This is a genomic window from Mycobacterium sp. pR1184 (genome assembly GCF_041287235.1).
In the GTDB taxonomy this organism is placed as follows: domain Bacteria; phylum Actinomycetota; class Actinomycetes; order Mycobacteriales; family Mycobacteriaceae; genus Mycobacterium.
Map to the genome: position 1 here is coordinate 109,865 of NZ_JBGGKR010000001.1, position 24,112 is coordinate 133,976.

Annotated in this window: 32 protein-coding genes and 2 riboswitches; of the genes, 18 read left to right on the forward strand and 14 right to left on the reverse strand. The window is 66.3% G+C overall.

Annotated features, from left to right (window positions below):
- Nucleotides 1–2 precede the first annotated feature (2 nt).
- Nucleotides 3–132, forward strand: a riboswitch (TPP riboswitch).
- The 4 genes from thiO to ACAG21_RS00540 all read left to right on the forward strand — a co-directional run bounded on the left by thiO (nucleotide 123) and on the right by ACAG21_RS00540 (nucleotide 2,934).
- Nucleotides 123–1,136, forward strand: coding sequence for a glycine oxidase ThiO (gene thiO, locus ACAG21_RS00525; protein WP_370494114.1), 1,014 nt, complete (start codon nucleotides 123–125; stop codon nucleotides 1,134–1,136). It overlaps the preceding riboswitch by 10 nt.
- A complete protein-coding gene (gene thiS, locus ACAG21_RS00530) occupies nucleotides 1,133–1,330 on the forward strand; it encodes a sulfur carrier protein ThiS (protein WP_370494115.1) in 198 nt (65 codons plus the stop codon). Before thiO ends, thiS begins: the two co-directional genes overlap by 4 nt.
- A complete protein-coding gene (locus ACAG21_RS00535; protein WP_370494116.1) occupies nucleotides 1,323–2,129 on the forward strand; it encodes a thiazole synthase in 807 nt (268 codons plus the stop codon). Before thiS ends, ACAG21_RS00535 begins: the two co-directional genes overlap by 8 nt.
- Before the next feature lie 16 nt (nucleotides 2,130–2,145).
- Nucleotides 2,146–2,934 carry an SGNH/GDSL hydrolase family protein gene (locus ACAG21_RS00540; protein WP_370494117.1) on the forward strand — a complete coding sequence of 263 codons (789 nt, stop codon included), beginning with the start codon at nucleotides 2,146–2,148 and terminating at the stop codon, nucleotides 2,932–2,934.
- A 3-nt stretch (nucleotides 2,935–2,937) separates the two neighbouring features.
- Here ACAG21_RS00540 and ACAG21_RS00545 read toward each other — a convergent pair whose 3' ends face one another.
- The 3 genes from ACAG21_RS00545 to ACAG21_RS00555 form a co-directional block, all read right to left on the reverse strand.
- Nucleotides 2,938–3,456 carry a serine/threonine protein kinase gene (locus tag ACAG21_RS00545; protein ID WP_370494118.1) on the reverse strand — a complete coding sequence of 173 codons (519 nt, stop codon included), beginning with the start codon at nucleotides 3,454–3,456 and terminating at the stop codon, nucleotides 2,938–2,940.
- Nucleotides 3,457–3,631: 175 nt separating this feature from the next.
- Nucleotides 3,632–4,147 (reverse strand): serine/threonine protein kinase, encoded by a 516-nt coding sequence (locus tag ACAG21_RS00550; protein WP_370494119.1) that lies wholly within the window; start codon nucleotides 4,145–4,147, stop codon nucleotides 3,632–3,634.
- 173 nt (nucleotides 4,148–4,320) lie between these two features.
- Nucleotides 4,321–4,842 carry a serine/threonine protein kinase gene (locus ACAG21_RS00555; RefSeq protein WP_370494120.1) on the reverse strand — a complete coding sequence of 174 codons (522 nt, stop codon included), beginning with the start codon at nucleotides 4,840–4,842 and terminating at the stop codon, nucleotides 4,321–4,323.
- A 339-nt stretch (nucleotides 4,843–5,181) separates the two neighbouring features.
- On the opposite strand from ACAG21_RS00555, the gene ACAG21_RS00560 reads away from it, so the two are divergent.
- The 6 genes from ACAG21_RS00560 (at nucleotide 5,182) to ACAG21_RS00585 (ending at nucleotide 11,123) form a co-directional block, all read left to right on the forward strand.
- Nucleotides 5,182–5,511 carry a CD225/dispanin family protein gene (locus ACAG21_RS00560; protein WP_370494121.1) on the forward strand — a complete coding sequence of 110 codons (330 nt, stop codon included), beginning with the start codon at nucleotides 5,182–5,184 and terminating at the stop codon, nucleotides 5,509–5,511.
- Nucleotides 5,512–5,571: 60 nt separating this feature from the next.
- On the forward strand, nucleotides 5,572–5,949 hold the full coding sequence (locus tag ACAG21_RS00565) for a DUF2752 domain-containing protein (RefSeq protein WP_370494525.1): 378 nt from the start codon (nucleotides 5,572–5,574) through the stop codon (nucleotides 5,947–5,949).
- A gap of 59 nt (nucleotides 5,950–6,008) precedes the next feature.
- Nucleotides 6,009–7,505: a M28 family metallopeptidase gene (locus ACAG21_RS00570; RefSeq protein WP_370494122.1), complete on the forward strand. Its 1,497-nt coding sequence runs from the start codon at nucleotides 6,009–6,011 to the stop codon at nucleotides 7,503–7,505.
- Complete coding sequence (locus ACAG21_RS00575) at nucleotides 7,502–8,971, forward strand: M28 family peptidase (protein WP_370494123.1); 1,470 nt, start codon at nucleotides 7,502–7,504, stop codon at nucleotides 8,969–8,971. The genes ACAG21_RS00570 and ACAG21_RS00575 overlap by 4 nt, the downstream gene beginning before the upstream one ends.
- 103 nt (nucleotides 8,972–9,074) lie before the next feature.
- Complete coding sequence (locus ACAG21_RS00580) at nucleotides 9,075–10,571, forward strand: peptidase (RefSeq protein WP_370494124.1); 1,497 nt, start codon at nucleotides 9,075–9,077, stop codon at nucleotides 10,569–10,571.
- Nucleotides 10,572–10,613: 42 nt separating this feature from the next.
- Nucleotides 10,614–11,123, forward strand: a complete 510-nt coding sequence (locus ACAG21_RS00585; protein WP_370494125.1) for a DUF4190 domain-containing protein — start codon at nucleotides 10,614–10,616, stop codon at nucleotides 11,121–11,123.
- 12 nt (nucleotides 11,124–11,135) lie between these two features.
- On the opposite strand, the gene ACAG21_RS00590 is transcribed toward ACAG21_RS00585, so the two are convergent.
- The 3 genes from ACAG21_RS00590 to ACAG21_RS00600 form a co-directional block, all read right to left on the reverse strand.
- Complete coding sequence (locus ACAG21_RS00590; protein ID WP_370494126.1) at nucleotides 11,136–12,008, reverse strand: LLM class F420-dependent oxidoreductase; 873 nt, start codon at nucleotides 12,006–12,008, stop codon at nucleotides 11,136–11,138.
- A 16-nt stretch (nucleotides 12,009–12,024) separates the two neighbouring features.
- On the reverse strand, nucleotides 12,025–12,462 hold the full coding sequence (locus tag ACAG21_RS00595; RefSeq protein ID WP_370494127.1) for a MarR family winged helix-turn-helix transcriptional regulator: 438 nt from the start codon (nucleotides 12,460–12,462) through the stop codon (nucleotides 12,025–12,027).
- Nucleotides 12,463–12,549: 87 nt separating this feature from the next.
- Nucleotides 12,550–12,774 (reverse strand): hypothetical protein, encoded by a 225-nt coding sequence (locus tag ACAG21_RS00600; RefSeq protein ID WP_370494128.1) that lies wholly within the window; start codon nucleotides 12,772–12,774, stop codon nucleotides 12,550–12,552.
- A gap of 41 nt (nucleotides 12,775–12,815) precedes the next feature.
- Here ACAG21_RS00600 and ACAG21_RS00605 point away from each other — a divergent pair, with 41 nt between their 5' ends.
- Nucleotides 12,816–13,094: a hypothetical protein gene (locus tag ACAG21_RS00605; protein WP_370494129.1), complete on the forward strand. Its 279-nt coding sequence runs from the start codon at nucleotides 12,816–12,818 to the stop codon at nucleotides 13,092–13,094.
- 3 nt (nucleotides 13,095–13,097) lie between these two features.
- Here the strand turns inward: ACAG21_RS00605 and ACAG21_RS00610 are convergent, their stop codons facing one another.
- The 3 genes from ACAG21_RS00610 to thiC all read right to left on the reverse strand — a co-directional run bounded on the left by ACAG21_RS00610 (nucleotide 13,098) and on the right by thiC (nucleotide 16,229).
- Entirely contained in the window at nucleotides 13,098–13,718 is a 621-nt protein-coding gene (locus ACAG21_RS00610; RefSeq protein ID WP_370494130.1) for an alpha/beta family hydrolase, read from the reverse strand.
- Nucleotides 13,715–14,554, reverse strand: a complete 840-nt coding sequence (gene thiD, locus ACAG21_RS00615) for a bifunctional hydroxymethylpyrimidine kinase/phosphomethylpyrimidine kinase (RefSeq protein ID WP_370494131.1) — start codon at nucleotides 14,552–14,554, stop codon at nucleotides 13,715–13,717. Before thiD ends, ACAG21_RS00610 begins: the two co-directional genes overlap by 4 nt.
- Nucleotides 14,555–14,591: 37 nt before the next feature.
- Nucleotides 14,592–16,229, reverse strand: a complete 1,638-nt coding sequence (thiC, locus tag ACAG21_RS00620; protein WP_370494132.1) for a phosphomethylpyrimidine synthase ThiC — start codon at nucleotides 16,227–16,229, stop codon at nucleotides 14,592–14,594.
- Nucleotides 16,222–16,332, reverse strand: a riboswitch (TPP riboswitch). (Overlaps the previous gene by 8 nt.)
- A 165-nt stretch (nucleotides 16,333–16,497) precedes the next feature.
- Between thiC and ACAG21_RS00625 the strand changes: the two genes are divergently transcribed.
- Nucleotides 16,498–17,229 (forward strand): PAS and ANTAR domain-containing protein, encoded by a 732-nt coding sequence (locus ACAG21_RS00625; RefSeq protein ID WP_370494133.1) that lies wholly within the window; start codon nucleotides 16,498–16,500, stop codon nucleotides 17,227–17,229.
- Here the strand turns inward: ACAG21_RS00625 and ACAG21_RS00630 are convergent.
- Nucleotides 17,226–17,501: a hypothetical protein gene (locus ACAG21_RS00630; protein ID WP_370494134.1), complete on the reverse strand. Its 276-nt coding sequence runs from the start codon at nucleotides 17,499–17,501 to the stop codon at nucleotides 17,226–17,228. The two genes, ACAG21_RS00625 and ACAG21_RS00630, sit on opposite strands and share 4 nt — an antisense overlap.
- A gap of 63 nt (nucleotides 17,502–17,564) precedes the next feature.
- On the opposite strand from ACAG21_RS00630, the gene ACAG21_RS00635 reads away from it, so the two are divergent.
- Nucleotides 17,565–17,819: an Rv1535 domain-containing protein gene (locus ACAG21_RS00635; RefSeq protein ID WP_370494135.1), complete on the forward strand. Its 255-nt coding sequence runs from the start codon at nucleotides 17,565–17,567 to the stop codon at nucleotides 17,817–17,819.
- Nucleotides 17,820–17,831: 12 nt separating this feature from the next.
- Here the strand turns inward: ACAG21_RS00635 and ACAG21_RS00640 are convergent, their stop codons facing one another.
- From ACAG21_RS00640 to ACAG21_RS00655, 4 genes are all read right to left on the reverse strand, one after another.
- Complete coding sequence (locus ACAG21_RS00640) at nucleotides 17,832–18,269, reverse strand: hypothetical protein (RefSeq protein WP_370494136.1); 438 nt, start codon at nucleotides 18,267–18,269, stop codon at nucleotides 17,832–17,834.
- Between the two features lie 170 nt (nucleotides 18,270–18,439).
- Entirely contained in the window at nucleotides 18,440–19,246 is an 807-nt protein-coding gene (locus tag ACAG21_RS00645) for an exodeoxyribonuclease III (protein WP_370494137.1), read from the reverse strand.
- A 2-nt stretch (nucleotides 19,247–19,248) separates the two neighbouring features.
- Nucleotides 19,249–20,022, reverse strand: coding sequence for a GNAT family N-acetyltransferase (locus ACAG21_RS00650; protein ID WP_370494138.1), 774 nt, complete (start codon nucleotides 20,020–20,022; stop codon nucleotides 19,249–19,251).
- On the reverse strand, nucleotides 20,022–20,615 hold the full coding sequence (locus tag ACAG21_RS00655) for a peptide deformylase (RefSeq protein WP_370494139.1): 594 nt from the start codon (nucleotides 20,613–20,615) through the stop codon (nucleotides 20,022–20,024). Before ACAG21_RS00655 ends, ACAG21_RS00650 begins: the two co-directional genes overlap by 1 nt.
- Before the next feature lie 176 nt (nucleotides 20,616–20,791).
- Between ACAG21_RS00655 and ACAG21_RS00660 the strand changes: the two genes are divergently transcribed.
- From ACAG21_RS00660 to ACAG21_RS00680, 5 genes are read left to right on the forward strand one after another with little or no spacing between them, the layout of a single operon-like run.
- Nucleotides 20,792–21,100, forward strand: a complete 309-nt coding sequence (locus ACAG21_RS00660; protein WP_096284348.1) for a DUF3263 domain-containing protein — start codon at nucleotides 20,792–20,794, stop codon at nucleotides 21,098–21,100.
- 19 nt (nucleotides 21,101–21,119) lie between these two features.
- The gene (locus tag ACAG21_RS00665) at nucleotides 21,120–21,602 is read left to right on the forward strand and encodes a LytR C-terminal domain-containing protein (RefSeq protein ID WP_370494140.1); all 483 of its coding nucleotides are present in this window, start codon (nucleotides 21,120–21,122) and stop codon (nucleotides 21,600–21,602) included.
- Between the two features lie 32 nt (nucleotides 21,603–21,634).
- Nucleotides 21,635–22,339 carry a superoxide dismutase family protein gene (locus tag ACAG21_RS00670; protein ID WP_370494141.1) on the forward strand — a complete coding sequence of 235 codons (705 nt, stop codon included), beginning with the start codon at nucleotides 21,635–21,637 and terminating at the stop codon, nucleotides 22,337–22,339.
- On the forward strand, nucleotides 22,329–23,459 hold the full coding sequence (locus ACAG21_RS00675; RefSeq protein WP_370494526.1) for a glutamate--cysteine ligase: 1,131 nt from the start codon (nucleotides 22,329–22,331) through the stop codon (nucleotides 23,457–23,459). Before ACAG21_RS00670 ends, ACAG21_RS00675 begins: the two co-directional genes overlap by 11 nt.
- Nucleotides 23,459–24,082 carry an LON peptidase substrate-binding domain-containing protein gene (locus tag ACAG21_RS00680; RefSeq protein WP_370494143.1) on the forward strand — a complete coding sequence of 208 codons (624 nt, stop codon included), beginning with the start codon at nucleotides 23,459–23,461 and terminating at the stop codon, nucleotides 24,080–24,082. The genes ACAG21_RS00675 and ACAG21_RS00680 overlap by 1 nt, the downstream gene beginning before the upstream one ends.
- Nucleotides 24,083–24,112: the final 30 nt, after the last annotated feature.

Sequence of the window (24,112 nt, forward strand, 5' to 3'; positions counted from 1 at the left end):
ACAACGAGAGACACGGGAGTCCCGGGCGATCTGCGGGGCTGAGAGTGGACACAGCCGGAAAGCGCCGGAGCTGTCCTTACCGTCACACCTGATCCGGATCATGCCGGCGAAGGGAGCGGAAGATGTCAGAGGCAGGGACGCTGGCCGTCATCGGCGGTGGCGTCATCGGGCTGTCCGTGGCGCGCCGGGCGGCCAGAGCCGGATGGTCGGTGCGGGTGCACCGCACCGGCGCGCACGGCGCATCCTGGGTCGCCGGCGGCATGCTGGCCCCGCACAGCGAGGGCTGGCCCGGCGAGGAGCGATTGCTGAGGCTGGGACTGGACTCGCTGCGGCTGTGGCGTGAAGGTGGCTACCTGGACGGGCTGCCGCCGGAGGTGGTCACCGCCCGCGAGTCGCTGGTGGTGGCCGTCGACCGGGCCGATGTCGCCGACCTGCGCACCGTGGCGGACTGGCTGGACGCACAAGGGCATCCCGTTATCTGGGAGCCGGCCGCTCGCGACGTCGAACCCCTTCTCGCGCAAGGCATCCGGCATGGCTTTCGGGCACCCACCGAACTGGCCGTGGACAACCGTGCCGTCCTCGACGCGCTGGCGGCGGATTGCGAACGTCTCGGTGTGGCATGGGCGCCGCCGGCGCAGGACCTGTCGCGAGTCTGCGGCGACGCCGTGGTGATCGCCAACGGCATCGACGCGCCGGCGCTGTGCCCCGGCCTGCCGGTGCGCCCGGTGAAGGGCGAGGTGCTGCGACTGCGCTGGCGTAAGGGCTGTATGCCGTTGCTGGGCAGAGTAATTCGCGCACGTGTGCACGGCCGTCAGGTGTACGTTGTGCCGCGTGCGGATGGGGTTGTCGTGGGTGCGACGCAGTACGAACACGGCCGGGACACCGCCCCGGTGGTATCCGGAGTACGTGATCTGCTCGACGACGCGTGCGCGGTGCTGCCGGCGCTGGGTGAATACGAGCTGGCCGAGTGCGCCGCCGGGCTGCGCCCGATGACACCGGATAACCTTCCGCTGGTGCATCGCCTGGACGACCGCACCTTGGTCGCGACCGGGCACGGCCGGTCAGGTTTTCTGCTGGCGCCGTGGACCGCCGAACAGATTGTGTCCCAGCTCGTTGCGGTAGGAGTCCAGTCATGATCGTGGTAGTCAACGCAAACGAGGTCGAGGTCGATGGCCCGACCACCGTCGCCGGGTTGCTGGAATCGCTCGGATTTCCCGAACAGGGCATAGCGGTGGCCATGGACGATGCGGTGCTGCCCCGGTCCAGTTGGACCACAAAGCTTTTCGATGGTGCTCGGCTCGAGGTAGTGACGGCGGTGCAGGGTGGCTGATTCCAAGCTGACGATCGCGGACCGCAGCTTCGCTTCGCGGCTGATCATGGGTACCGGGGGAGCGACCAGCCTGGCGGTGCTGGAAGATGCGCTGAGGACCTCGGGCACCGAGCTGACCACGGTCGCGATGCGCCGCGTAGACGCCGAGGGCGGTACCGGATTGCTCGACCTGCTCAACCGGCTTGGCATCACGCCGTTGCCCAACACCGCGGGGTGCCGCAGCGCGGCCGAAGCGGTGCTCACCGCACAGCTGGCACGCGAGGCACTGAACACCAACTGGGTCAAACTGGAGGTGATCGCCGACGAGCGCACGTTGCTGCCCGACGCGGTCGAATTAGTCCGGGCGGCAGAGCAATTGGTCGACGACGGATTCGTCGTGCTGCCCTACACCAACGACGACCCGGCGCTGGCCCGCCGGCTGGAGGACACCGGGTGCGCCGCGGTGATGCCCTTGGGTTCACCGATCGGAACCGGGCTGGGCATCACCAACCCCCACAACATCGAGATGATCGTCGCGCGGGCCGGTGTTCCGGTAATCCTCGACGCCGGCATCGGCACCGCGAGTGACGCCGCGCTGGCGATGGAGTTGGGTTGTGACGCGGTGTTGTTGGCCACCGCGGTGACCCGGGCCACCGATCCGCCCGCGATGGCGGCCGCGATGGCGGCCGCAGTCACCGCCGGCTATCTGGCGCGGCGCGCCGGGCGGATCCCGAAGCGCTTCTGGGCGCAGGCATCCAGCCCACACCCGACGACGATGCGGGCCGGGGACCGGCCCGCGCAGCAGCGGGCCATCGAGTGATGCGAACAGCCGGGCGATGAGCGAAGCGAAGAGTCCATCGAAACGATATGTAGCGCTGGGCAGTTCGATGGCTGCCGGTCCGGGCATCCAGCCGCGCGTTCAAGGCGCTCCCCGATGGTCGGGCCGATCGGCGCGCAACTATGCGCACCTGCTCGCCGAGCAGAGGAACCTCCAACTGGTCGATGTCACCTTTTCCGGCGCCACCACCGCCCACATCCTCACCGATCGTCAGCACACCGCCCCGCCCCAGATCACCGCGCTGGACGGCTCGGAGGACCTCGTCACGATCACGATCGGTGGCAACGACGTCGGCTACGTTCCGCTGCTGATGGCAGCGGCCCTGCCACGGGCGACGCGGCGGCTGCCGCTGCTGGGCGCGCGGATCGCCGAACTGTTGGACCGTGGCGTGCGCGAACGGGCCCTGGCAGAAGTTTCCGAGTCCTTGTGTGCGGTAGGGAAAGCCGTGTGTGAACGGGCCCCGCGCGCACGGGTTTTCTTCGTCGACTACCTGACAATCCTGCCGCCCGAGGGCATGTCGGCACCTCCGATCTCGGATGCGGATGCCGCCCTGGGCCGCCACGTGGCCGCGGCGCTGGAACGGCTCACGGCCGACGCCGCCGCGGCATCCGGCTGCGGGGTGGTCAGGGCCGCCGCGGCCAGTAGGGATCATCACGCATGGTCTACCCAGCCGTGGACGACCAGACCGGCGAAATCCATTGTGCCGCTGCCGGGTCGGCCGGCGCCGCTACATCCCAACGGCGCGGGGATGAAAGCGGTGGCCGAACTCGTTGCGGCCCAGCTTTAAAACTCAGCCGTTGGACTGCCACCACTTGTACAGGGCTGCCGTGTCTGAGTTGGACGCGCGGATGAAGGCCAGCACGTTCTTGGCATCGACGGTCCAGAGGACCTCGGCCTGACCGGAATCCGTTCCGCAGGCTACCTGTCCGGCGGAGTCGGAGCTGCCCTGGTGCCATGTGGTGGGCGATTTGGCGTCCCCGCAGTTGGCGAGGGTGTCACTGCTGATGAGCTTGGTGAACGAGCTGGCCGTGTCGGCGCTGTTGGCGAACAGGAAGTACTTGCCGCCCATCGGGCCGCTGGAATCGGCGTTCTGTCCGCACTGCAGGACCGCTACCACCGTGGCGGTAAACGAGCCCTGCACGTCGGACACCGCCTGAGACGAGCAGTTGCTGCTGCTGTAGCCCTTCGAGAGGGCGCTCAGGAGCGTGGCGTTGTTGTCTGCCATCGCGGTGGGAGTGCCGACGCAGAAGAAAGTCGCTGTAAAGACTGCGGCCGTCGCGGCTCGCAGCATCTTGGCCGGGTGGGGCATCCTCGACTCCTGAAACTCGGGTAACCGCCTGAAAAGGCTGCGCCGACGGTATTTGTCTTTGCCAGAATGATCGTAGGGGCAAACGACGGCTATGCAACCCATTCCGCCGAATACGGTTTACACCGGCATCATTTTCGGCGACACGAGCGTGGAACCTGTTGTCGCCCAAGTCCGATCAGGCGTTGGCCTGCCACCACTTGTAGAGCGAGGGCACGTCACCTTTGGAAAAGATGGAGCCCAACACGTTTTTGCCGTCGACGGTCCAGAGCACCAGGCTGACGGACTTGTAGGTTCCGCATGCTATTTGGCCGCCGGCCTGATCGGAACTGGCCTGGTGCCAGGGGCCCGGATCTTTGCTGCCGCTGCCGCTGCCGCTGCATGAGGACAGCGTCACGTCTTTGAGGTTGGACGCGTATGCGCCGCTGAGGTCATTGGCAGTCTTGAAGAGCTGGTAGACAGCGGAAGCCGGACCGCCGGAGTCGGGGTTCGGCCCGCACTGCAGCTCCGCCAATTCGGCCCCCGTCAAGGGAGACGATTGACAATTGTTGAGGCCGTAACCCTTCGCCAGCGAAGCGGCCAGCGTGTTGACATCGGCCGAGCTGCCGGTATCCGCGGTCGCTGTTGCGGTACCGACACAGCAAAAGGCAGCCGTAAGAGCTGCGGCTATCGCGGCGTTGGTCGGGTGAAGCATCCTCGACTCCTGAGGTTTGTCGGACCGCCGGGACCGAGGACCCAGCAAATTATTTGCCAGACTGATCGTAAGGCTAAACTGCCGCTGCGCAACCCATTCCGTCGCATACCGTTTGCACCGGCAACATTCTCGGCAGCGCGGCTCTGGAACCCGTTGCGGCCCAACGGTAAAGCTCAGCCGTTGTCTCGCCACCACTGGTAGAGCGATGAGACGTCGTTGCCGGCGGCACGGATCACGCCGAGGGTGTTCTTGGCCTCATTGGTCCAGATGACCTCGGCATGGTTCTGAAAAGTCCCGCACGCCACCGATCCCGCGTTGGCGGTGGAGCTGCCCTGGTGCCATGGCGTCGGCGAGGCGGCATTCCCGCAGTTACTCAGGGAGTCGCCACCGATCAGGCGCTGGAATGAGCTTGCCAATGCGCTGCCGTCGCTGAAAAGGAAATATTTGCCGAGCAGCGGCCCGTTCGGGTCCGGACTCTGTCCGCACTGTAGGTAGGCCAGCGCGCCGCTGGGAGCCCCCTGGGCGATGCAGTTGTTGAGGCCGTATCCCTTCGACAGCGCGCTGGCTAGTGTGTTGATATCCGCGCCGCTTCCGGTGTTGGGGTCCGCGGTCGCTGTCGCGTTGCCCGCAAACGCCAAACCACCCGCGAGCACCGTCGCCGTCGCAGTGCGCAGTGGGTAACTCAGAGGTGACATCCGGCGACTCCTTTCGGTGGTCGCGGTGGCGGTGCGGCTATTGCAATCGTAGGGCTATGTCGGGACTGTGCAATACATTCCGCCTCGACATTGTCTTTCTGCACATTATTCGGGCCTGACCTGGGGCGATTCCGGGCAATAACGGGAAGACGACCCACACAACGCATTTCGTGGATACGCCCGGGATCGAGCGAACGCGACCATCGGCAGAGGCGCTGCGGCGGCAATGATGTCGGGGGTGTGGACGAACTGATTTATGCGTACATAGTGCCCTGGCGACTCCGCTCATGTATGGTAAGCACGCTTCACGCCAGCTAACTTCTCGCGACTGGAGAATTCATGACTGCACAACCGCCGCCCCCGGGTTACCCGCCGCAGCAGCCCGCCGGGCAAGCACCGGATAACTATCTGGTGTGGTCCATCTTGGCGACACTGTTCTGCTGTCTGCCATTCGGCATCGTGGCCATCGTCAAATCCACTCAGGTGAGTGGGTTGTGGGCGCAGGGTCAGTACGCCGAGGCGCAGGCCGCAGCCGATGCCGCCAAGAAGTGGGTGAAGTGGTCGGTCATCGCCGCGGTCGTTAGCGCCGTCCTGTACGGCATCGTGCTGGCGATCATCGCCATGACCGCCGACACCTCGACCCCAGCGGCCATGGCCGCAATGCTGTAAGGGTTTGCACTCACGGTGACCCTCCAGCGGCCGCTCACGCTCGGTCTCGGCGCCCCGCTCATGGTCGCCGCGTCGACGACGTTGGTGTGCGCGGCCACCTGGATGGGTGATCCGACCACCCCGGGTGGCCCGCTGCCGGTGTGTCCCACCAAGGCTCTGCTGGGTATCGACTGTCCCGGTTGCGGCAGCCTACGGATGATCTATTCGCTGTTGCACGGCAACTTGATGGCCGCCGCCAGGTTCAACGCGTTGGGCTTGGCGGCGGTCGTGCTGTTGGTCTGGGCCTACCTGGCCTGGACCTACGGCCGGGTGACGGGCCGGCGGATCAGGAGCTGGCAACACCAACGTTGGGCGGCCATGGTGACGCTGTCGTTGGTGTCGGTTTGGTTTGTGGTGCGCAACATTCCGTTTGCGCCCTTCAGCGGGCTATACGTCTGACCTCACGCCGCGGTGAGCCGAGTGCGCCCAGGCGCGACGGGCGTCTAACCTTGGGCGCGATGGTGAACAAATCCCGAACGCTGGCGGCGATGCTCGCCACGGTCGCCCTCGCCGTGGTGATCACCGGTTGCTCGCACCGGGCGGCGAACTCCCAGCAGGCGAGCGATCCCGCCGCGGCGGAGTTCGCCAACACCGTGCACAACAAGGTCACGGCCGACGCGATGATGACGCACCTGACCAAGCTTCAAGACATCGCCAACGCCAATAACGGCACCCGGGCGGTGGGCACACCCGGCTACGACGCCAGCGTTGACTATGTGGTAAATACGTTGCGCCACAGCGGTTTCGACGTGCAGACCCCCGAGTTCTCGGCGCGGGTTTTTCATTCCGAGAAGCCCACGGTGACGGTCGGCGGTACGACCGTCGAGGCGCACTCACTCGAGTTCAGCCTCGGCACCGGACCCGACGGCGTGAGCGGCCCGTTGCTGGCCGTGTCGACCGGCAACGGCCAGGGCTGCGCGGCCTCGGACTACGACAAGCTTGCGGTGCGGGGCGCGGTGGTCCTCGTCGACCGTGGCACGTGTCCATTCGCGCAGAAGGAGGACGCCGCAGCGCAGCGCGGCGCGGTGGCGTTGATCGTCGCCGACAATGTCGACGAGGAACAGATGGGCGGCACGCTCGGGGCGAACACCGTCGTGAAGATTCCGGCGGTCGGTGTCACCAAGTCCACCGGTTTGCAACTGCGCGCCCAGCCCGGGCCGGTCACGATCAAGCTGGACGCCAGCAGTCAGAGTTTCAAAGCGCGCAACATCATCGCGCAGACCAAGACGGGCTCGCCCACCGACGTGGTGATGGCCGGGGCACACCTGGACAGCGTCCTGGCGGGACCGGGCATCAACGACAACGGCTCCGGTGTCGCCGCAATCTTGGAAACCGCAGTGCAACTCGGGAATTCGCCGCAGGTGCACAACGCGGTGCGCTTCGCGTTCTGGGGTGCCGAGGAACTCGGACTGATCGGATCGCGCAACTACGTCGAATCACTGAATCTCGACGACCTCAAAAACATTGCGCTGTACTTGAATTTCGACATGCTCGCCTCGCCGAACCCCGGTTACTTCACCTATGACGGTGACCAATCCCTGCCGGCGGACACCCGCGGCCAACCGGTGGTACCAGAGGGTTCGGCAGGCATCGAGCGCACGCTGGTCGCCTACCTGAAGGCGGCCGGCAAGACCGCGCAGGACACCCAGTTCGACGGACGCTCCGACTACGACGGCTTCACCCAGGCTGGTGTCCCGTCGGGCGGCTTGTTCTCCGGCGCGGAGGCAAAGAAGTCCGCCGACCAAGCCAAGCTGTGGGGCGGGACCGCAGACGAGCCTTTCGATCCGAACTACCACAAGAGCACGGACACGCTCGACCACATCGACCGCACCTCGCTGGGCATCAACGGCGCCGGCGTGGCCTACGCGATCGCTCTGTACGCCCAGGACCTCACCGGACACAACGGGGTTCCCGCCCTGGCCGACCGCACCCGCCACGTGCTCGCAAAGCGATGATCCGCCACCTGTGCTCGGTGTTGGTGCTGATCGGGCTGGTGGCAGGGTGTTCCTCGCCCCGGCATGCACCGCCGGCGGCCGCGCCGGACCTCGGCCGGGTGCTGGCCGGAAAGGTCACTGCCGACGGGATGTTCGTGCACCTGCGGGCGCTGCAGGACATCGCCAACGCCAACAAGGGTAACCGGGCAGAGGGAACACCGGGCTACGACGCCAGCGTCGAATATGTCGCGAAAGCATTGCGCGGCAAGGGGTTCGAGGTGGCCACGCCGCAGTTCGACCGACTGTACGCGGTGTCACCGGGTAAGCCGTCGCTGACGATCGCCGGCAACAGCTATTCGGTGGACCAGGCCTCGCTGCTGGTCCGGACACCGCCGGGGGGTCTCAGCGGCCAACCGGTGAAACCCACGCAACCGTCGGGCTGCGCGGCGGGTGATTACCCGGCCGCGCTGCCCGCGGGCGCCATCGCCGTCGTCGACGACGCGCGCTGCTCGGTGGTCGACAAGCAGAACAGCGCGAGGGCAAAGGGAGCCGTGGCGGTGATCGTGGTCAGCACGGCCACCGGCGAAGGCGCCCCGCCCACGTTGTTCACCGCGGGCTACTACAAGCAGCTGACCATGCCGGTCGCCGTCGTGAGTAGCTACGGTGGCAGCGCGCTGTCGCACGCCACCGCACCGGTGCGGCTGGTGCTGGACGCCGAGAACGTCAAGATCACATCGCGAAATGTGCTGGCGCAGACCAAAACTGGCTCGACGAACGACGTGATCATGGTTGGCGCCCACCTCGACGGTCCGCGTAGCGGTGCGGGCATCAACGACAACGGGTCCGGGGTGGCCGCGGTGCTGGAAACCGCCCTGCAGCTGGGCCCACTGGCGCCGGTGAACAACGCGGTGCGGTTCGTGTTCTGGGGAGCCGACGAGGACGGGCTCAACGGCGTCATGGATTACGTGTTCGGCCTGGACGACGAGCAGCTCAACGACATCGCGATGTACCTGGACTTCAATCTGCTCGGTTCGCCCAACGCCGGCTTCTTCACCGACGACGGCGATCAGTCCGGCCCGCCCGGACAGGGGATCGCGTCCGCTGATGTGCCCGAGGGTTCGGCCGGTATCGAGCGCACCCTGTCCGGCTATCTCAATCTGGCCGGCAAGCGGCCCGCCGACATGCCGTTGGGCACCCGGACCGACTACCACCCGTTCATGATCGCGGGGGTGCCGATCGGCGGCATGAGCACTGGCGCATCGCAGCTGAAATCCCCTGTGCAAGCGCGCCTGTGGGGCGGCCGGGCCGGTGTCGGCTACGATCCCAATTTTCAAAGCCCCCGGGACACGATCGACAACATCAACCGGGAAGCATTGGCCGTCATGGGTTCTGGCGTGGCATACGCGGCAGGCAGCTACGCCATGTCCATCTCCGGTGTCAACGGCGTCCCGCTCCACGACAAACGGCATCGGACCCGGTTGCCCTAGCGGCGTTTGCTGGGCCGCTGGTTTTCGCTACGCTGTTCAACCAGCGGACCTAGAATGAGAACCCTTTGATGCTGCCGTGCAGCCGGTCGGGATGAGGTTGGGCATGATGAACCGCGGGCAAGGTCGACGTCGGCTGCAGGGCAGTCGCAGGCGCGTCATCAGCGGTTCGCTGAGGGCGGCAATTGCCTGTGCAGCGACGGTGTTCGTGGTAGCGGGGTGTACGACCGTCCTCGACGGGCGGGCCTTGTCGATGCTCAACGACCCGTTCCGGGTAAGCGATCTGCTCGCCACCGACGGCCACAGCGGGATCCGCGAGAACCCGGCGCCACCGAACGGCACGGTGATCAACACCGATAACGGCCTGATCGACAAGTTGTCGTTGCTGTCGGTTACCGACATCGAGGACTACTGGAAATCGGCGTACAGCCAGTCGTTGCAGGGCACGTTCCTGCCCGTCGCGAAACTGGTCTCCTACGACTCCAATGACCCGAGCAGTCCGATCGTTTGCCACAACGAAACGTACAAGCTCGTCAACGCCTTTTTCACGTCCCGCTGCAATCTGATCGCCTGGGACCGCGGAGTGTTCATGCCGGTCGCGCAAAAGTATTTCGGCGACATGTCCGTCACCGGCGTGCTGGCGCACGAGTTCGGCCACGCCCTGCAGCAGATGGCGAAGCTGGTGACCAAACGCGACCCGACCATCGTCCGCGAGCAACAGGCCGACTGCTTCGCGGGGGTCTATCTGTATTGGGTGGCCGCCGGGAAGTCACCGCGTTTCACGCTGAGCACCGCCGACGGCCTCGACCATGTGCTGGCCGGGATCATCGTCACTCGTGACCCGGTGATGGATGCCGAAACCGAGAACGACGACGAGCACGGGTCGGCGCTGGATCGGGTCGGCGCCTTCCAGATGGGCTTCATCAGCGGGGCGTCGGCGTGCGCGGGGATCAACCAGCAGGAAATCACGCAACGCCGCGGAGACCTGCCCAAGGGTTTGCAGACCGACCCCAACGGGGACCCCGAGACCGGCGAGGTCCCGATCAACGAAGACACGCTGTCGACACTGATGGACTTGTTGGGAAAGGTGTTCTCGCCCAAGAGCGCGCCGACCCTGTCCTTCCACACCACGCCGTGCCCGGATGCCAAACCCAGTCCGCCCGCGTCCTACTGCCCGGCCACCAACACCATCATGGTCGACCTGGCCGGCCTGGCGGCGATGGCGAAGGTTTCCGACGAGAAGGAACACACCCTGCCGCAAGGTGATGACACCGCCCTGTCGATCGTCATGTCGAGATACGCGCTTGCGGTACAACACGAACGCGGTCTACCGATGCAGAGCCCGTGGACCGCGCTGCGGACCGCGTGCCTCACCGGTGTGGTGCACCGCAAGATGGCCGAGCCGATCGACACCCCCTCCCACAAGGAGCTGTTACTGACCGCCGGTGACCTCGATGAGGCTGTTGCCGGGTTGCTCACCAACCACATGGTCGCCAGCGATGCGGACGGGACCAGCGTGCCCGCCGGCTTCACGCGCATTTCGGCGTTCCGCGGTGGCGTGGCCGGCGATATGGACGCCTGCTACACGCGGTACCCCGGCTGACCAAGGCGTAGAGTATGGAACCACTTGACCTCAGGAGGCGTCGTGACGGAAGAACCGCCTAGCTATCCGCCCCCACCGGGCGAATCCGGCTATCCGCCGCCGGGGCAGGGTTATTCGCCCCCGCCGCCGGGACCGAGCTATCCGCCGCCGCCGGGAGGAAGTTACCCGCCCCCGCCGCCGGCGCCGGGCTACCCGCCGGCGCCGGGCGGCGGTTACCCACCCGCGGCAGCCGGCACCAACGGCATGGCCATCGCCTCACTGGTCTGCTCGTTGTTGGGATGGCTCTGCGGCATCGGGCCGATCCTCGGCATCATCTTCGGCATTATCGCCCTGGGCAAGATCAAGCAGACCGGTGAAGGTGGCCGCGGGTTGGCCATTGCCGGAATCGCGATCGGCGCGGTCCTGATCGTGGTCGGTATCGTCATCGGGATCCTCAGCGCGATCACCGGGACTGTGGAGCGGGATCGGTATCACGACAGGTATTCGGGTGCTCCCGCCACGGCTTACATCGACCACGTTGAGCTACCGGCCATCCCGGGTATGGCTGCCTAAATACGTTGGTGTTCAACCGATCTCGGCGAGCCGCGGAACCAGCTCGTCGCCGAGGCGGCGGATGAAGCCGACCGGATCGGGATTTCCCGGCAGCGGGCCGACGTTGATCAATGTGAATCCCAGCTCGGCGTACCGCTGCACGTTCTTCAGGTAGCCGTCGACGTCCTCGAACGGGTCGGCAAGAATACCAACGGTTTTGCGGATGTCAACGGGGTCGCGGCCCACGGTGTCGCAGTGCCGGTTCAGCACGTCGACCTTGTGCCGGAGCACGTCGACCTCTTGAACCGTGCTGTTCCATATGTCGGCGTACTGTGCGACCAGTCGCAGCGTCTTCTTCTCGCCGTCGCCACCGATCAGGATCGGCGGGCGTCGAATCGGTTGCGGCTCACAGATTGTCTCGGCCAGCTGATAGTGCTTGCCGGTGTAAGGCCCGTTGTCGTCGCTCCACATCTGCCGGCAGATGTGCAGCGTCTCCTCTAGCATCTCGAAGCGTTGGCTCACCGGCGGATAGGGAATGCCCAGGGCTGCGTGTTCGCGGTCGTACCACGCCGCGCCCAGGCCCAGCATCGAGCGGCCCTGCGACAGCACGTCCAAGGTGGTAACCGTCTTGGCCAGCACGCCCGGGTGGCGATAGGTGACTCCGGTGACCAACAGGGTCAGATCGATCGTGTTCGTCTGTCCGGCAAGGAAACCCAGCGATGTGTAACCCTCGAGGAATGGATCCTCGGCCGGCCGCCCGGTGTTCTCCATCTGAAGGAAATGATCGGCCAGGGTGAACATCGTCGCGCCGGCTTGCTCGGCGGTCTTGGCCGCGTTGGCCAGTGTCGGACCCAGCTCCGCGGTGTCGCCGGGCAGAAAGTCGATAAAGTGCACACCTATTTCCATTGCAACCAATGCCCTTTCAGGATTCGGTCAATCGTTCAAGTAGTGCCAGCGCGTCGACGATGATGCGGCGTTCGGCTTCGGAGTAGCGGTCCTGCAACTCCCGTGCCAGCCACTCCTCCCGCACTTGGCGGTCGCTTTCGGCACGCTGACGGCCCGCCTTTGTCAACGAGACCACTTGGCGCCGACCATCTTCGGGGTCGGGTGTGCGCTCGATGAATCCGCGCTGGCCCAAGGCGGCCAGGATGGTTGCCATCGACTGGGGACGTACCCGCTCCGCGGCGGCCAACACGCTGGCCGACGAGGCTCCTTCCTTCCAGAGCCGGGTGAGCACCGCTGTCTGTGACGGGGTCAGGTCGTTGCGGACCTCGACATCTCGCAGCCGACGTCGTAGGCGGCTGAACACCACTCGAATGTCCCGGGCGGCGGTTGCAGCGGACTCGCCGATGCCATCCATGACACCACCGTAAACTAGCCAGTTCAAACTGTCCAGTTTGAACTGGCTAAATGAACCCGCCGCGAGACTGCAACTCGCGGAAGCGGGTCAGGTCATGCAGACGTTGGAGAACAGCAACACCGGCCAGGACACGATCGAGCCGAGGAACGACACCACCAGGTCGGCGCCCTGCATGCCGCGAAGATGGCTGGTGTGTGTCCATGACCAGATCAGTCCGACGATCGAGTAAGGAATGCCCAGCAGCACCGCGAGTGCGATCCACTCGGCCACCGTCATCTCGTAGTTCAACAACTGCCGCAGCTTAGCGATCAACCGACTGCGTCCTTCCGGGCGTCTGACCTATCGTTGCGCATATGGCAGCGTTGGCGGCAGGGATGGCCCGCATTCGCCGCGGGCTCGGGCGCCGGGTTTCGGTCCAGGCGCTCATCGAGTTGGCGTTGTGGCTCGCCCTGCCCTACCTCCTGATCGGCTTCTTCTGGGCCACCATCCACCCCGACCGGATGCGCGATCTGCAAGCCGAATGGGAGAAAGTGACCCCGATCAGTCCGGACCTGGTCGCATTCGGCGAAGCCGCCGCGCTGTGGCCAGCGCTGTTGCTGCTTCCCGCCACCTGCACCCTGCCGGGGCAGTAACTCTCAGCCCAACAGACGCAGCGCCGCATCGACCGCGAGCGCGGGAACGTCGAGTGTCTTCGAGCGCAAATCGTGACGCGCGCCGGCGATTTCGACGACCTCGGTCGTCGCGGGGATCAAGGCCGCTGCATCACGCACCTCGGCCGGCGTGCCGAAGGGATCCGACGTGCCGTGGGTGAAGACGGTGGGCACCCGAATAGCGGGCAGGTGTTCGGTGCGGGGTCGTTCCGGCTTTCCCGGTGGATGGACCGGGTAGGAAAACAGTGTCAACACGGCGACCTGGGGCGGGTCTGCCTCGGCGAGGACCATCGACGTCTGCCGGCCGCCGTAGGAATGTCCACCCGCGATCAGCGGGCCGTCGGCAAGGGTGCGGCACAAGGCGATTGCCTCGTCGATTCCGGCGCGATCGGTGGCCGCCGAGCCGGACGGCGGCCCCTTGGGGCGGCGCCGCCGGTAGGGCAGGTTGTACCGGACCGCGAGCCAGCCGCGCCGCGCCCACTCGTCGCAAATCCGTTGCAGCAGCTCCGATTCGCGGTTACCGCCGGCGCCGTGCGTGAGCACCACGACACCGTGCGCGACGCCGTCGGGTTGGTGCGCGATACCCGCGATCTGGTCGAGATTCACGACAGCCGGAACAGTGGCGAGACCGGGCCGTGGCCCTGGCCGAGTGGGTAGGCGGCACGCAGGCATTCGGTGACCCAGCGCTTTCCGAATGCGACGGCCTCGGGGACGGTCAACCCGTGGGCCAGCGCGCAGGCGATCGCGGCGGCCAGCGTGTCACCGCCACCGTGGTCGTTGCCGGTGGCGATGCGCTCGGTGTCGAACTCGTAGAAATCCGCGCCCCCGGAAGAGCCACCGTAGAGCAGATCGCAGCTGCGGTGCGACGAGCGTAGGTGACCGCCCTTGACCAGCACCCACTGCGGGCCCAGCGCGTGCAGTGCCTTGGCCGCCGCGCGCTGCGACTCGGCGTCCACGACGTCGAGTCCGACCAGCAGCCGCACCTCGTCGAGATTCGGCGTCACCAGCGTGGCCAGCGGAAACAGTTGCGAGCGAAGCGAATCCAGGGCCGCCGGCGCCATCAGCGCGTCGCCGTGCATGGACGCCGCCACCGGGTCGACAACCAGCGGCACCGTCGATCCGAGCCGGCGCCAGGTGGCGGCCACCGTGTCGATGATGCGCGGCGATGCCAGCATCCCGGTCTTGGCGGCCTGAACGCCGATATCGCTGACTACCGCTTCGATCTGGCCGGCGACCACGTCTTCGGGAACCTGGTGAAAGCTCTTGACTCCCAACGTGTTCTGCACGGTCACCGCGGTGACCGCGATGCAGGCGTGCACGCCGAGCAGCGCAAAGGTGCGCATGTCGGCTTGGATGCCCGCACCACCGCCGGAGTCCGAGCCGGCGATGGACAGCACGCGGCGCGGCGTCGCACCCGGTGGTGCCAGCGGCAGGTAGCTCACTGTGCCGGATTGCCGCGACCCGGCCCCCGCATCCGCATCACGGCTGCGTGATCGGCAGATACACCCGGTTGCCGTGCTCGGCGAACTCCCGTGACTTCTCGGCCATGCCGTTCGCGAGCATGGCTTCGATGTCCTCTTCGGTCTCCAGGCCGTGCTTGGCGGCGTAGTCGCGGACATCCTGAGTGATGCGCATCGAGCAGAACTTCGGCCCGCACATCGAGCAGAAGTGCGCGGCCTTGGCGGGTGCGGCGGGCAGCGTCTCGTCGTGGTACTCCCGGGCGGTGTCGGGGTCCAGGGACAGCGCGAACTGATCGTTCCACCGGAACTCGAAACGTGCCTGGCTCAACGCATTGTCGCGGTCCTGCGCGTGCGGATGCCCCTTGGCCAGATCGCCTGCGTGGGCGGCGATTTTGTAGGCGATCACACCGTCCTTGACGTCCTTGCGGTCCGGCAGCCCCAGGTGCTCCTTCGGTGTGACGTAGCAGAGCATCGCGGTGCCGGCCTGGGCGATGATCGCCGCGCCGATCGCCGAGGTGATGTGGTCATAGGCCGGCGCGATGTCGGTGGCCAGCGGGCCCAGCGTGTAGAAGGGTGCCTCCTCGCACAGCTCCTCTTCCAGCCGCACGTTCTCGACGATCTTGTGCATCGGGACGTGCCCGGGACCCTCGATCATCACCTGCACGCCATGGGCTTTCGCGATCTTCGTCAGCTCGCCCAGGGTGCGCAGCTCGGCGAACTGCGCGGCGTCATTGGCGTCGGCGATGGATCCCGGCCGCAGCCCGTCGCCGAGGGAGAAGGTGACGTCGTATTGGGCGAAGATGTCGCAGAGTTCTTCAAAGTTGGTGTACAGGAACGACTCTCGGTGGTGCGCCAGGCACCAGGCCGCCATGATCGACCCGCCGCGGGACACGATGCCGGTGACCCGCTTGGCGGTCAGCGGCACATAGCGCAGCAGCACGCCGGCGTGCACCGTCATGTAGTCCACGCCCTGCTCGCACTGCTCGATCACGGTGTCGCGGTAGAGCTCCCAGGTCAGCTCGGTGGGGTCGCCGTTGGTCTTTTCCAGCGCCTGATAGATCGGCACGGTGCCGACCGGAACCGGCGAGTTGCGCAGGATCCACTCGCGCGTCTCGTGGATGTTCTTGCCGGTCGACAGGTCCATGATGGTGTCGGCGCCCCAGCGGGTCGCCCACACCATCTTGTCGACCTCTTCGGCGATCGACGACGTCACGGCCGAGTTGCCGATGTTCGCGTTGACCTTGGTCGCGAACGTCTTGCCGATGATCATCGGCTCGATCTCGGGGTGGTTGTGGTTGGCCGGGATGACCGCCCGTCCGCGGGCGACCTCGTCGCGCACCAGCTCGGCGGGCATGCTCTCGCGCGCGGCGATGAACGCCATCTCGGCGGTGATCTCACCGGCGCGGGCCCGCTGCAGTTGAGTGCCGCGATCGCGGACCACGCCGGGTCGCGGCGGCAGCCCGGCACTCAGATCGATCGCGGCGTCCGGATCGGTGTAGGGCCCGGAAGTGTCGTACAGATCGAAGTGCTCGCCGTTGGAGAGGTTCACCCGGCGCAACGGCACCCGGGCGCCGGGAACCTCATCGATCTCCCGATACACCTTGGTGCTGCCCCAGATCGGCCCGGTGGTGACGGACGGTTCGACGGTGACGGTCATATTTTCATCTCCCTACGCCGGCATTATCCGGTCAGGTTCGTACGGTCGACGGCCCCAAGCCGTCCTCTCAGCACACTCGGCGTGCGCTCCCGCGGTTGTTTACTTTTCGGTGGCTAATGCCCGCACGCGACGTTACCCCCACCTCGGGCCATCCGCGCCGCACGGGAGCGCCCAAGCGGTCCAGAATGCGAAAATATCGGCCGGGTTGACGGCGGAAACGGGCTCCAATCAGCGGATAGCTCTTCCGTGAATTTCGCGCAGTGGGATGATGAAGGACGTGCAGCAGCCCAAGCAAGCCGGTGCCGCGACATTCACCCGGAGTCGAAAGCAGCCGACGAAGGGGACCGGGGGCGCGGCGATTTCATACCTGAACGTCGGCAGCTTCAAGTTCTGGTTCGACGGGGAACGCTGGGAGTGGTCCGACGAGGTCGCGCGGATGCACGGCTACGAACCCGGCACGGTCGCACCGACAACGAACCTGATGTTGTCCCACAAACATCCCGACGATCGGGAACACGTCCGCGACCTGCTCCGCCATGCGTTGCACTCCGGGGAGTCCTTCTCCAGTCGCCACCGCTTTGTCGACACATCCGGCGCGGTGCACGATGCGATCGTCGTGGCGGACCGCATCGTGGACGACGAGTCGGGTGCGGTGCGGGGGACGTCGGGCTATTACATCGACTTGAGCGGCATCGACGAAGCACGTTACGAAAGCCGCCAGGAAGTTCTCGACGAGGCGCTGCCGGATCTGTTCGAAAACCGGGCGGCTATCGAGCAGGCCAAGGGCGTGATGATGGCCATCTACCGCGTCAGCGCCGACCAGGCGTTCCGGGTGCTGCAGTGGCGTTCGCAGGAGACCAACATCAAGCTGCGCACGCTGGCCAAGCAGCTGATCCAGGAGGTCAGCGACCTGCCGCCAATGTCAGCGGTGGTGCAGAGCCAGGTCGACCATCTGCTGTTGACGATCCACGAGCGCATTCCCGCAGAAGCCGATCGCTAGACCTCTTCCATCGCTTCGCCGATTTCTTCCAGCAGCTTGTTGTGGTGGTTGCTGGCCAGGATGTGTCCGGCGGCGATGACCAGGGCGACCGGCCAGTCGATCAGTTCGAGCGCGGCCAGGGCGGCCAGGCCGCCGTAGTAGGCCAGCTGTTCTGGTCGCGGAATCTCGGTCCGCCCGATCCCGGGCAGCTTCACGACGAAGGTTTCGCCCGCGCGAATTTTTTCTACCGCTTCGCGTTGAGATGTTGCACGGCGAGTTTTCTTTTCCGCCATCATTTGCCTTTCAGTAACGAAGGGTTTCCCAACTCGCCGGGTGACTTGGTCACCGTCGGTCTTATGTCGACGACCGACTCCCTGGCCGATCCGATATTTTCATCTGTTGCTTCGGTGCTACGCGTGCCGTTGCTCGAACTCTATGCGCTGCTGTGGCGCGTCGGGATCGTGGAGATCGTCCAGCAAGATCGGACGCATCGCAGGCCGCCGCGCTTTTCCTCGCGAGTGATTTCGCGACCCCGGGCGACGATCTGCCCCGACCCGTCGGCACACGTTGCCGGACGGCCGCATGGCCGTCCACAGCGCGCGTCCGCGTAAGTCAAGTCCCAGCTAGTTGGTGCTGCGCAACGGCGCGGCGCCGGCGCGACGTCCGGCCGTCTTCTTGGCGGGGGCCTTGCTAGCGGGCTTCGGTGGTGCCGACTTCGCCGGCGTCGACTCGGTCGGTACCGGCTTGAGCTGGGCTTTCGCCGAGCCCTGAGGCTTGCGGTTGAGCCGGTGCAACACCAGCGCACCGCCGCCGACCGCCAACAGCAGCGGCCACTCGACCAGCCCGGCCACGCCCAGCGCCCCAATGGCCAGCGCGGCCGCCGGGGTCGAGTGGCTGCCCGAGTTGATCCCGCGCTTGATGCCCTCGGCCGCTCCGGTTACCCCACCCACGATTCCATTGATTGCCGCCCCTCCGACGGCGCCCGCAGCGGCGGTGGTGGCATCCGCCGCGCGATTGACAGTTTTTCCCGCGTTGCGGACTGCCCCTCCGACGACACCCATGATGACTCCCTGGATCCTTGGTCGCTCTGGTTGCAACCGCGTAGCAACATGTATACCCGCCGAACGGGCGGTTAACAGCAGCGACGAAAATTGTGCACGTATCTAACAACGCAAAATGCTGCCATGTCGGAAACGTACTCACAACGCGAAGTCGCCTGGAATTTGTGCGGCTACTCCGGATTCAAGTCGACCAATACCGGAGCGTGATCGCTGGGCGCCTTGCCCTTGCGTTCGTCCCGGACGATCTGCGCATCGGCGACCCGCCCGGCCAGCGCCGGTGAGGCGAGGATGAAGTCGATGCGCATACCTTGCTTCTTCGGGAACCGGAGCTGGGTGTAATCCCAATAGGTATACACGCCGGGGCCGGGGGTGAAAGGCCGCACTACGTCGGTGAATTGCGCCTCGACAATTGCATTGAACGCCCGGCGTTCCGGCTCGGACACGTGGGTGGCGCCGGCGAAGAATTCGGTGCTCCAGACGTCGTCGTCGGTCGGCGCGATGTTCCAGTCGCCGACCATTGCGATCTGGGCGCCGGGATCGTCGCGCAGCCAGCCGGCGGCCGTATCGCGCAGCGCGGCAAGCCATTCCAGCTTGTAGGTGTAGTGCGGGTCGACCAGGGTGCGGCCGTTGGGCACGTAGAGGCTCCATACCCGCACGCCGCCGCAGGTCGCGCCCAAGGCGCGGGCTTCGGCGGTCGCGGCCACCTCCGGCTTGCTGCTCCAGGTGGGCTGGCCGTCGAATCCGACCTGCACATCGTCCAGGCCCACGCGAGAAGCGATCGCCACGCCGTTCCACTGGTTGAAGCCGACGTGGGCGACCTCGTAGCCGAGTTCCACGAACGGCAGGGCGGGGAACTGGCTGTCGGAGCACTTGGTCTCCTGCATGGCCAGCACGTCGACCTCGGCGCGGGCGAGCCAACCGGTGACGCGGTCCAGGCGAGTGCGAATCGAGTTGACGTTCCAGGTCGCTAGTCGCACAGCTAGACGGTATCCCAGCCGGCCGACCGGGCCTCGAAGTAGCGACGGCGGTGGTGCAGCCGGAAGCCGAGGTGGTCGGCGAGGCCGGCCGTCGCGGTATCGCCCTCGGCGACCGCGAGGTATGCCCGGGTGGCGCCCCGGCGCGCCCCCCAGGCCAACTGCGCTTCGCGCGGCGCCGAAAGTCCTACCCAGCGGGTGCCGTCGGGCGCATCGGTCACGGCGGCCCCCTCGCTCGCATCGTCCGGCTCTGGCGTGATGCTCGGCACGTCGCGGACCAACACGCGCTCGGTGTGATCGGCCACCCCGGTGCGCGGCGGGGTCAGCAAGCGGTCCGGGATGGCCAGCAGCGGGGATCGGCCGCGACGCTCATACCAGGCGACGATCGCCGGGACGGAGCTGAATCGGGCGGAAATATCCAGTGGCACTGCCGAATTCGAGGCAAAGCCGGCTTCGTCGCCGTCCCCCGCGACCGGGCAAGGCCCCCATCGCAGCAGCCAGCCGTCCAGCCAAGCGTGTTCCGGGCCGGTCCGGGCCATCGCGGCGGCGTACTCCAGCGCGCGGATTGCCGACGTGCGCACCGGCGCGTCGGTCAGCACCCGCAGGGCCACCACATCGGCGGCGGCGAATGCGATGACCGCGCCCGTTTTCGTCTGCACCCGCACCACCGGATCGATCGCCAACAGGTGTCCGACCGCATCCGAGAGCGGCGGAACCGATCCGGCCGGACGCCGGTAGCGAACCGCTACCCGGGTTCCGAGGTCCGGCCATGAGACCATCAGTGTCCGAACGGATCCGGTCCCTCACCGGGCGTCCAGGACAGCCCGGGCACACCCCAGCCGTGGGATTTGACGGTGCGCTTTGCGGCGCGGGCGTGCCGTCCGATCAGGCGGTCCAGGTAGAGGAAGCCATCCAGGTGCCCGGTCTCGTGCTGCAGCATCCGGGCGAACAGTCCGGTGCCCTCGATGGTGATCGGTTTGGCGTCGGCGTCCAGTCCGCTGACTCGCGCCCATTTCGCGCGCCCGGTGGGAAACGACTCGCCGGGAACCGACAGGCATCCCTCGTCGTCGTCGCTCGGGTCGGGCATGGTCTCGGGTATCTCGGAGGTCTCCAGGATCGGATTGACGACCACGCCGCGGCGGCGCTCGGTCATGCCGCGGTCGTCGGCACAGTCGTACACGAACACCCGCAGGCCGTGTCCGATCTGATTGGCGGCCAGCCCGACGCCGTGGGCGGCGTCCATGGTGTCGTACATGTCGGAGATCAACGCCGCCAGGTCTGCCGGCAGCGCGCCGTCGGAATCGACGGGCACCGGTGTGGTCGGTGTGTGCAACACCGGATCGCCCACGATGCGGATTGGTACGACTGCCATGGTCGGCTAGCTTAAGGGGCCGCGAAGTAAGCAATGAAGGCAATCCGCCGACTCGCGGGTCTGGATGAGGGCTTGAGGGTTCGCGGCGTGATTCAATATTCGCCGAAACATGCCCCGGTGTAAGTCAAGTCAGCAGAGCTACAGGGAATTCGGCGGAAGGGTCCAGGGGAAGCGATATGGACAGCGCCATGGCGCGGGCAAATCGATCGGGGGACGATCCTGAAGTCGCCGACGGGCTGACCCGACGCGAACACGACATACTGGCCTTCGAGCGTCAGTGGTGGAAGTTCGCCGGTGTCAAGGAAGACGCGATCAAAGAGTTGTTCTCGATGTCGGCAACGCGGTACTACCAAGTGCTGAACGCGCTAGTGGATCGGCCAGAGGCGCTGGCCGCCGACCCGATGCTGGTGAAGCGGTTGCGGCGGTTGCGGGCCAGCCGCCAGAAGGCACGTGCGGCCCGGCGCCTCGGCTTCGAGGTGACCTGACTAGCTACAGTAGGGCTCGATGAAAGAGCGTGTCCCCGATTCCACGGGGCTCCCACTGCGGGCCATGGTGATGGTGCTGTTGTTTCTCGGTGTCATCTTTTTGCTGCTCGGGTGGCAGGCGCTGAGCTCCTCCGGGAAGTCCGACGATGACTCGGCCTCGGCGTCCTCGAGCGCAACCAGCACCAGCAGCACCGCCTCGTCGACCTCGACGAGTACCAAGCCCGCGGCCACCGATGCCGATGTCCACGTGTTCAACATCTCCGGCAAGGAAGGTGTGGCCGGGAAGACCGCGGACCAACTCAAGGCCGGCGGCTTCAAGGTCGTCGACGTCGGAAACCTGACGTTGCCCGAAGTGACCGTCACGACCGTGTACTTCACCGACGCCGGTAGCGAGCACGCCACCGCGGACGCGGTCGGCAAAAACCTGAGCGCGCCGGTCGAACCGCGCATTCCCGCGCTGAGCGGGGAACCGCCCGGCGTCATCGTCTTGGTCGCGGGCTGACTCTGAGTCGCGAGCCGGGTTAGGCTCTCGCTATGCCTACGCTTGCCGGTCACCGCCATGTCGTTGTCACCCTGTCCGCACTGTCCGCAGCCACCAGTGTCGTTTTGCTGAGTGCGTGCTCCTCGCCCCAACACGCGTCGTCGGTCCCGGGTACCACCCCTGCCATTTGGACGGGATCACCGGCACCGTCGGCAACCGCGGGAGCCGCGAGCGAGGGCAAGCGGAGCATCACGACCCATCTGCGCGCACCCGACGGCACACAGGTCGCGACCGCGACACTCGACTTCGCCAACGGCTATGCCACCATCACGATCGCGACGACCGGGGTGGGCCAGATCGCGCCCGGCTTCCACGGTGTGCACATCCACAAAGTCGGCAAGTGCGAGGCCAATTCGGTTGGCCCCACCGGCGGTGCGCCCGGCGACTTCCTGTCCGCGGGCGGCCACTTCCAAGCACCCGGCCACGCAGCCGAGCCCGCCAGCGGCGACCTCACCTCGCTGGAAGTTCGCAAGGACGGGGCCGGGACATTGGTGACCACCACCGACGCCTTCGCGATGGAAGACCTGTTGACGGGTGAAAAGACCGCGATCATCATCCACGCCGGTGCGGACAACTTCGCCAATATCCCGCCGGAGCGATACAGCCAGACCAACGGGGCGCCGGGTCCGGATGCGATGACGATGAGCACTGGTGACGCCGGCAAGCGAGTGGCGTGCGGTGTCATTGGTGCCGGCTAACAGGCCTCTCGCGCATATCGATTTCGCCCGGTCGCCGCGGCCGACGCTCGGCGTGGAGTGGGAGTTCGCCCTCGTCGACGCGCAGACTCGCGATCTGAGTAACGAGGCCACCTCTGTTATCGCCGAGATCGGCGAAAACCCGCGGGTGCACAAGGAATTGCTGCGCAACACCGTCGAGGTGGTCAGCGGCATCTGCGATTGCACCGGGCAGGCGATCGAGGATTTGCGCGAGACGTTGGGTCCCGCACGCCAGATCGTCCGGGCCCGTGGCATGGAATTGTTCTGCGCCGGGGCACACCCGTTCGCGCAGTGGAGCACCCAGAAGCTCACCGATGCGCCCCGCTACGCCGAGCTGATCAAGCGCACCCAGTGGTGGGGACGCCAGATGCTGATCTGGGGTGTGCACGTGCACGTGGGAATCTCCTCGGCGCACAAGGTGATGCCGATCATGACGTCACTGCTGCGCTACTACCCGCACCTGCTGGCGCTGTCGGCGTCATCACCGTGGTGGACCGGCGTGGACACTGGATACGCCAGCAACCGGGCGATGATGTTCCAGCAGCTGCCCACCGCCGGGCTGCCGTTCCAGTTTCAGACCTGGCCGGAATTCGAAGGGTTCGTCTACGACCAGAAGAAGACCGGCATCATCGACCATGTCGACGAAGTTCGTTGGGATATAAGGCCTTCGCCGCATCTGGGCACTCTCGAGGTGCGAGTCTGCGACGGTGTGTCCAACCTGCGTGAGCTGAGCGCGCTGGTCGCGCTGACGCATTGCCTGGTGGTCGACCTCGATCGCCGGCTGGAAGCCGACGAGACGTTGCCGACCATGCCGCCGTGGCACAACCAGGAGAACAAGTGGCGCGCGGCGCGCTACGGCCTGGACGCGGTGATCATCCAGGACGCCGACAGCAACGAGCGCCTGGTCACCGACGACCTCACCGATGTGCTGAATCGGTTGGAGCCGGTCGCCAAGCTGCTGCATTGCACCGACGAACTCGCGGCGGTGGAGGACATCTGGCGCCACGGCGCTTCCTATCAGCGGCAGCGTCGGGTGGCCGAAGAGCACGACGGCGATCTGCGCGCGGTCGTCGATGCGTTGGTGGGCGAGCTGGAGATCTGATGGAGCTGGCGATGTTTCCGCTGGAGTCGGCGTTCCTGCCGAATCAGGATATGCCGCTGCGCATCTTCGAGCCTCGCTACGTCGCACTGGTGCGGCATTGCGTCGACGCCGGCGAACCATTCGGCGTGGTGCTGATCTCACGCGGTCGCGAGGTCGGCGGCGGCGATTCGCGCTGCGATATCGGCGTCCTGTGCACGATCGACGAATGCGTCGAGCAGGGCGCCGACCGATACTCGCTGCGCTGCCGGACCGGCGAGCGGATTCGGGTGTCCGAGTGGCTACCCGACGATCCCTATCCACGGGCATCGGTGCAGCCGTGGCCCGACGAACCCGGCGACGCGGTCACCGTGGCGCAGCTTGTCGACCTCGAAGACCGGATGATGGCCTTGTTCGAGCGGATCGCCGAAGCGCGCGGCGCCACGCTGCCGGAGCGTGAGGTGCTGCTGGGCCCCGACGACGCCGACGCGGGACAGCGGCTGTACACGTTGGCCACCCGCATCCCGATCGGCGCGGCCGACCGCTACTCGGTGCTCGCGGCGCCATCGGTGGCCGACCGGTTCGCCGCACTGGGTGAGGCGGTCGACGCGATCGCCGAGATGGTGGAGTTCCAGTTGTCGAAGTAGCGGTGTGCTTTCCTATAGGGAAACTGATTG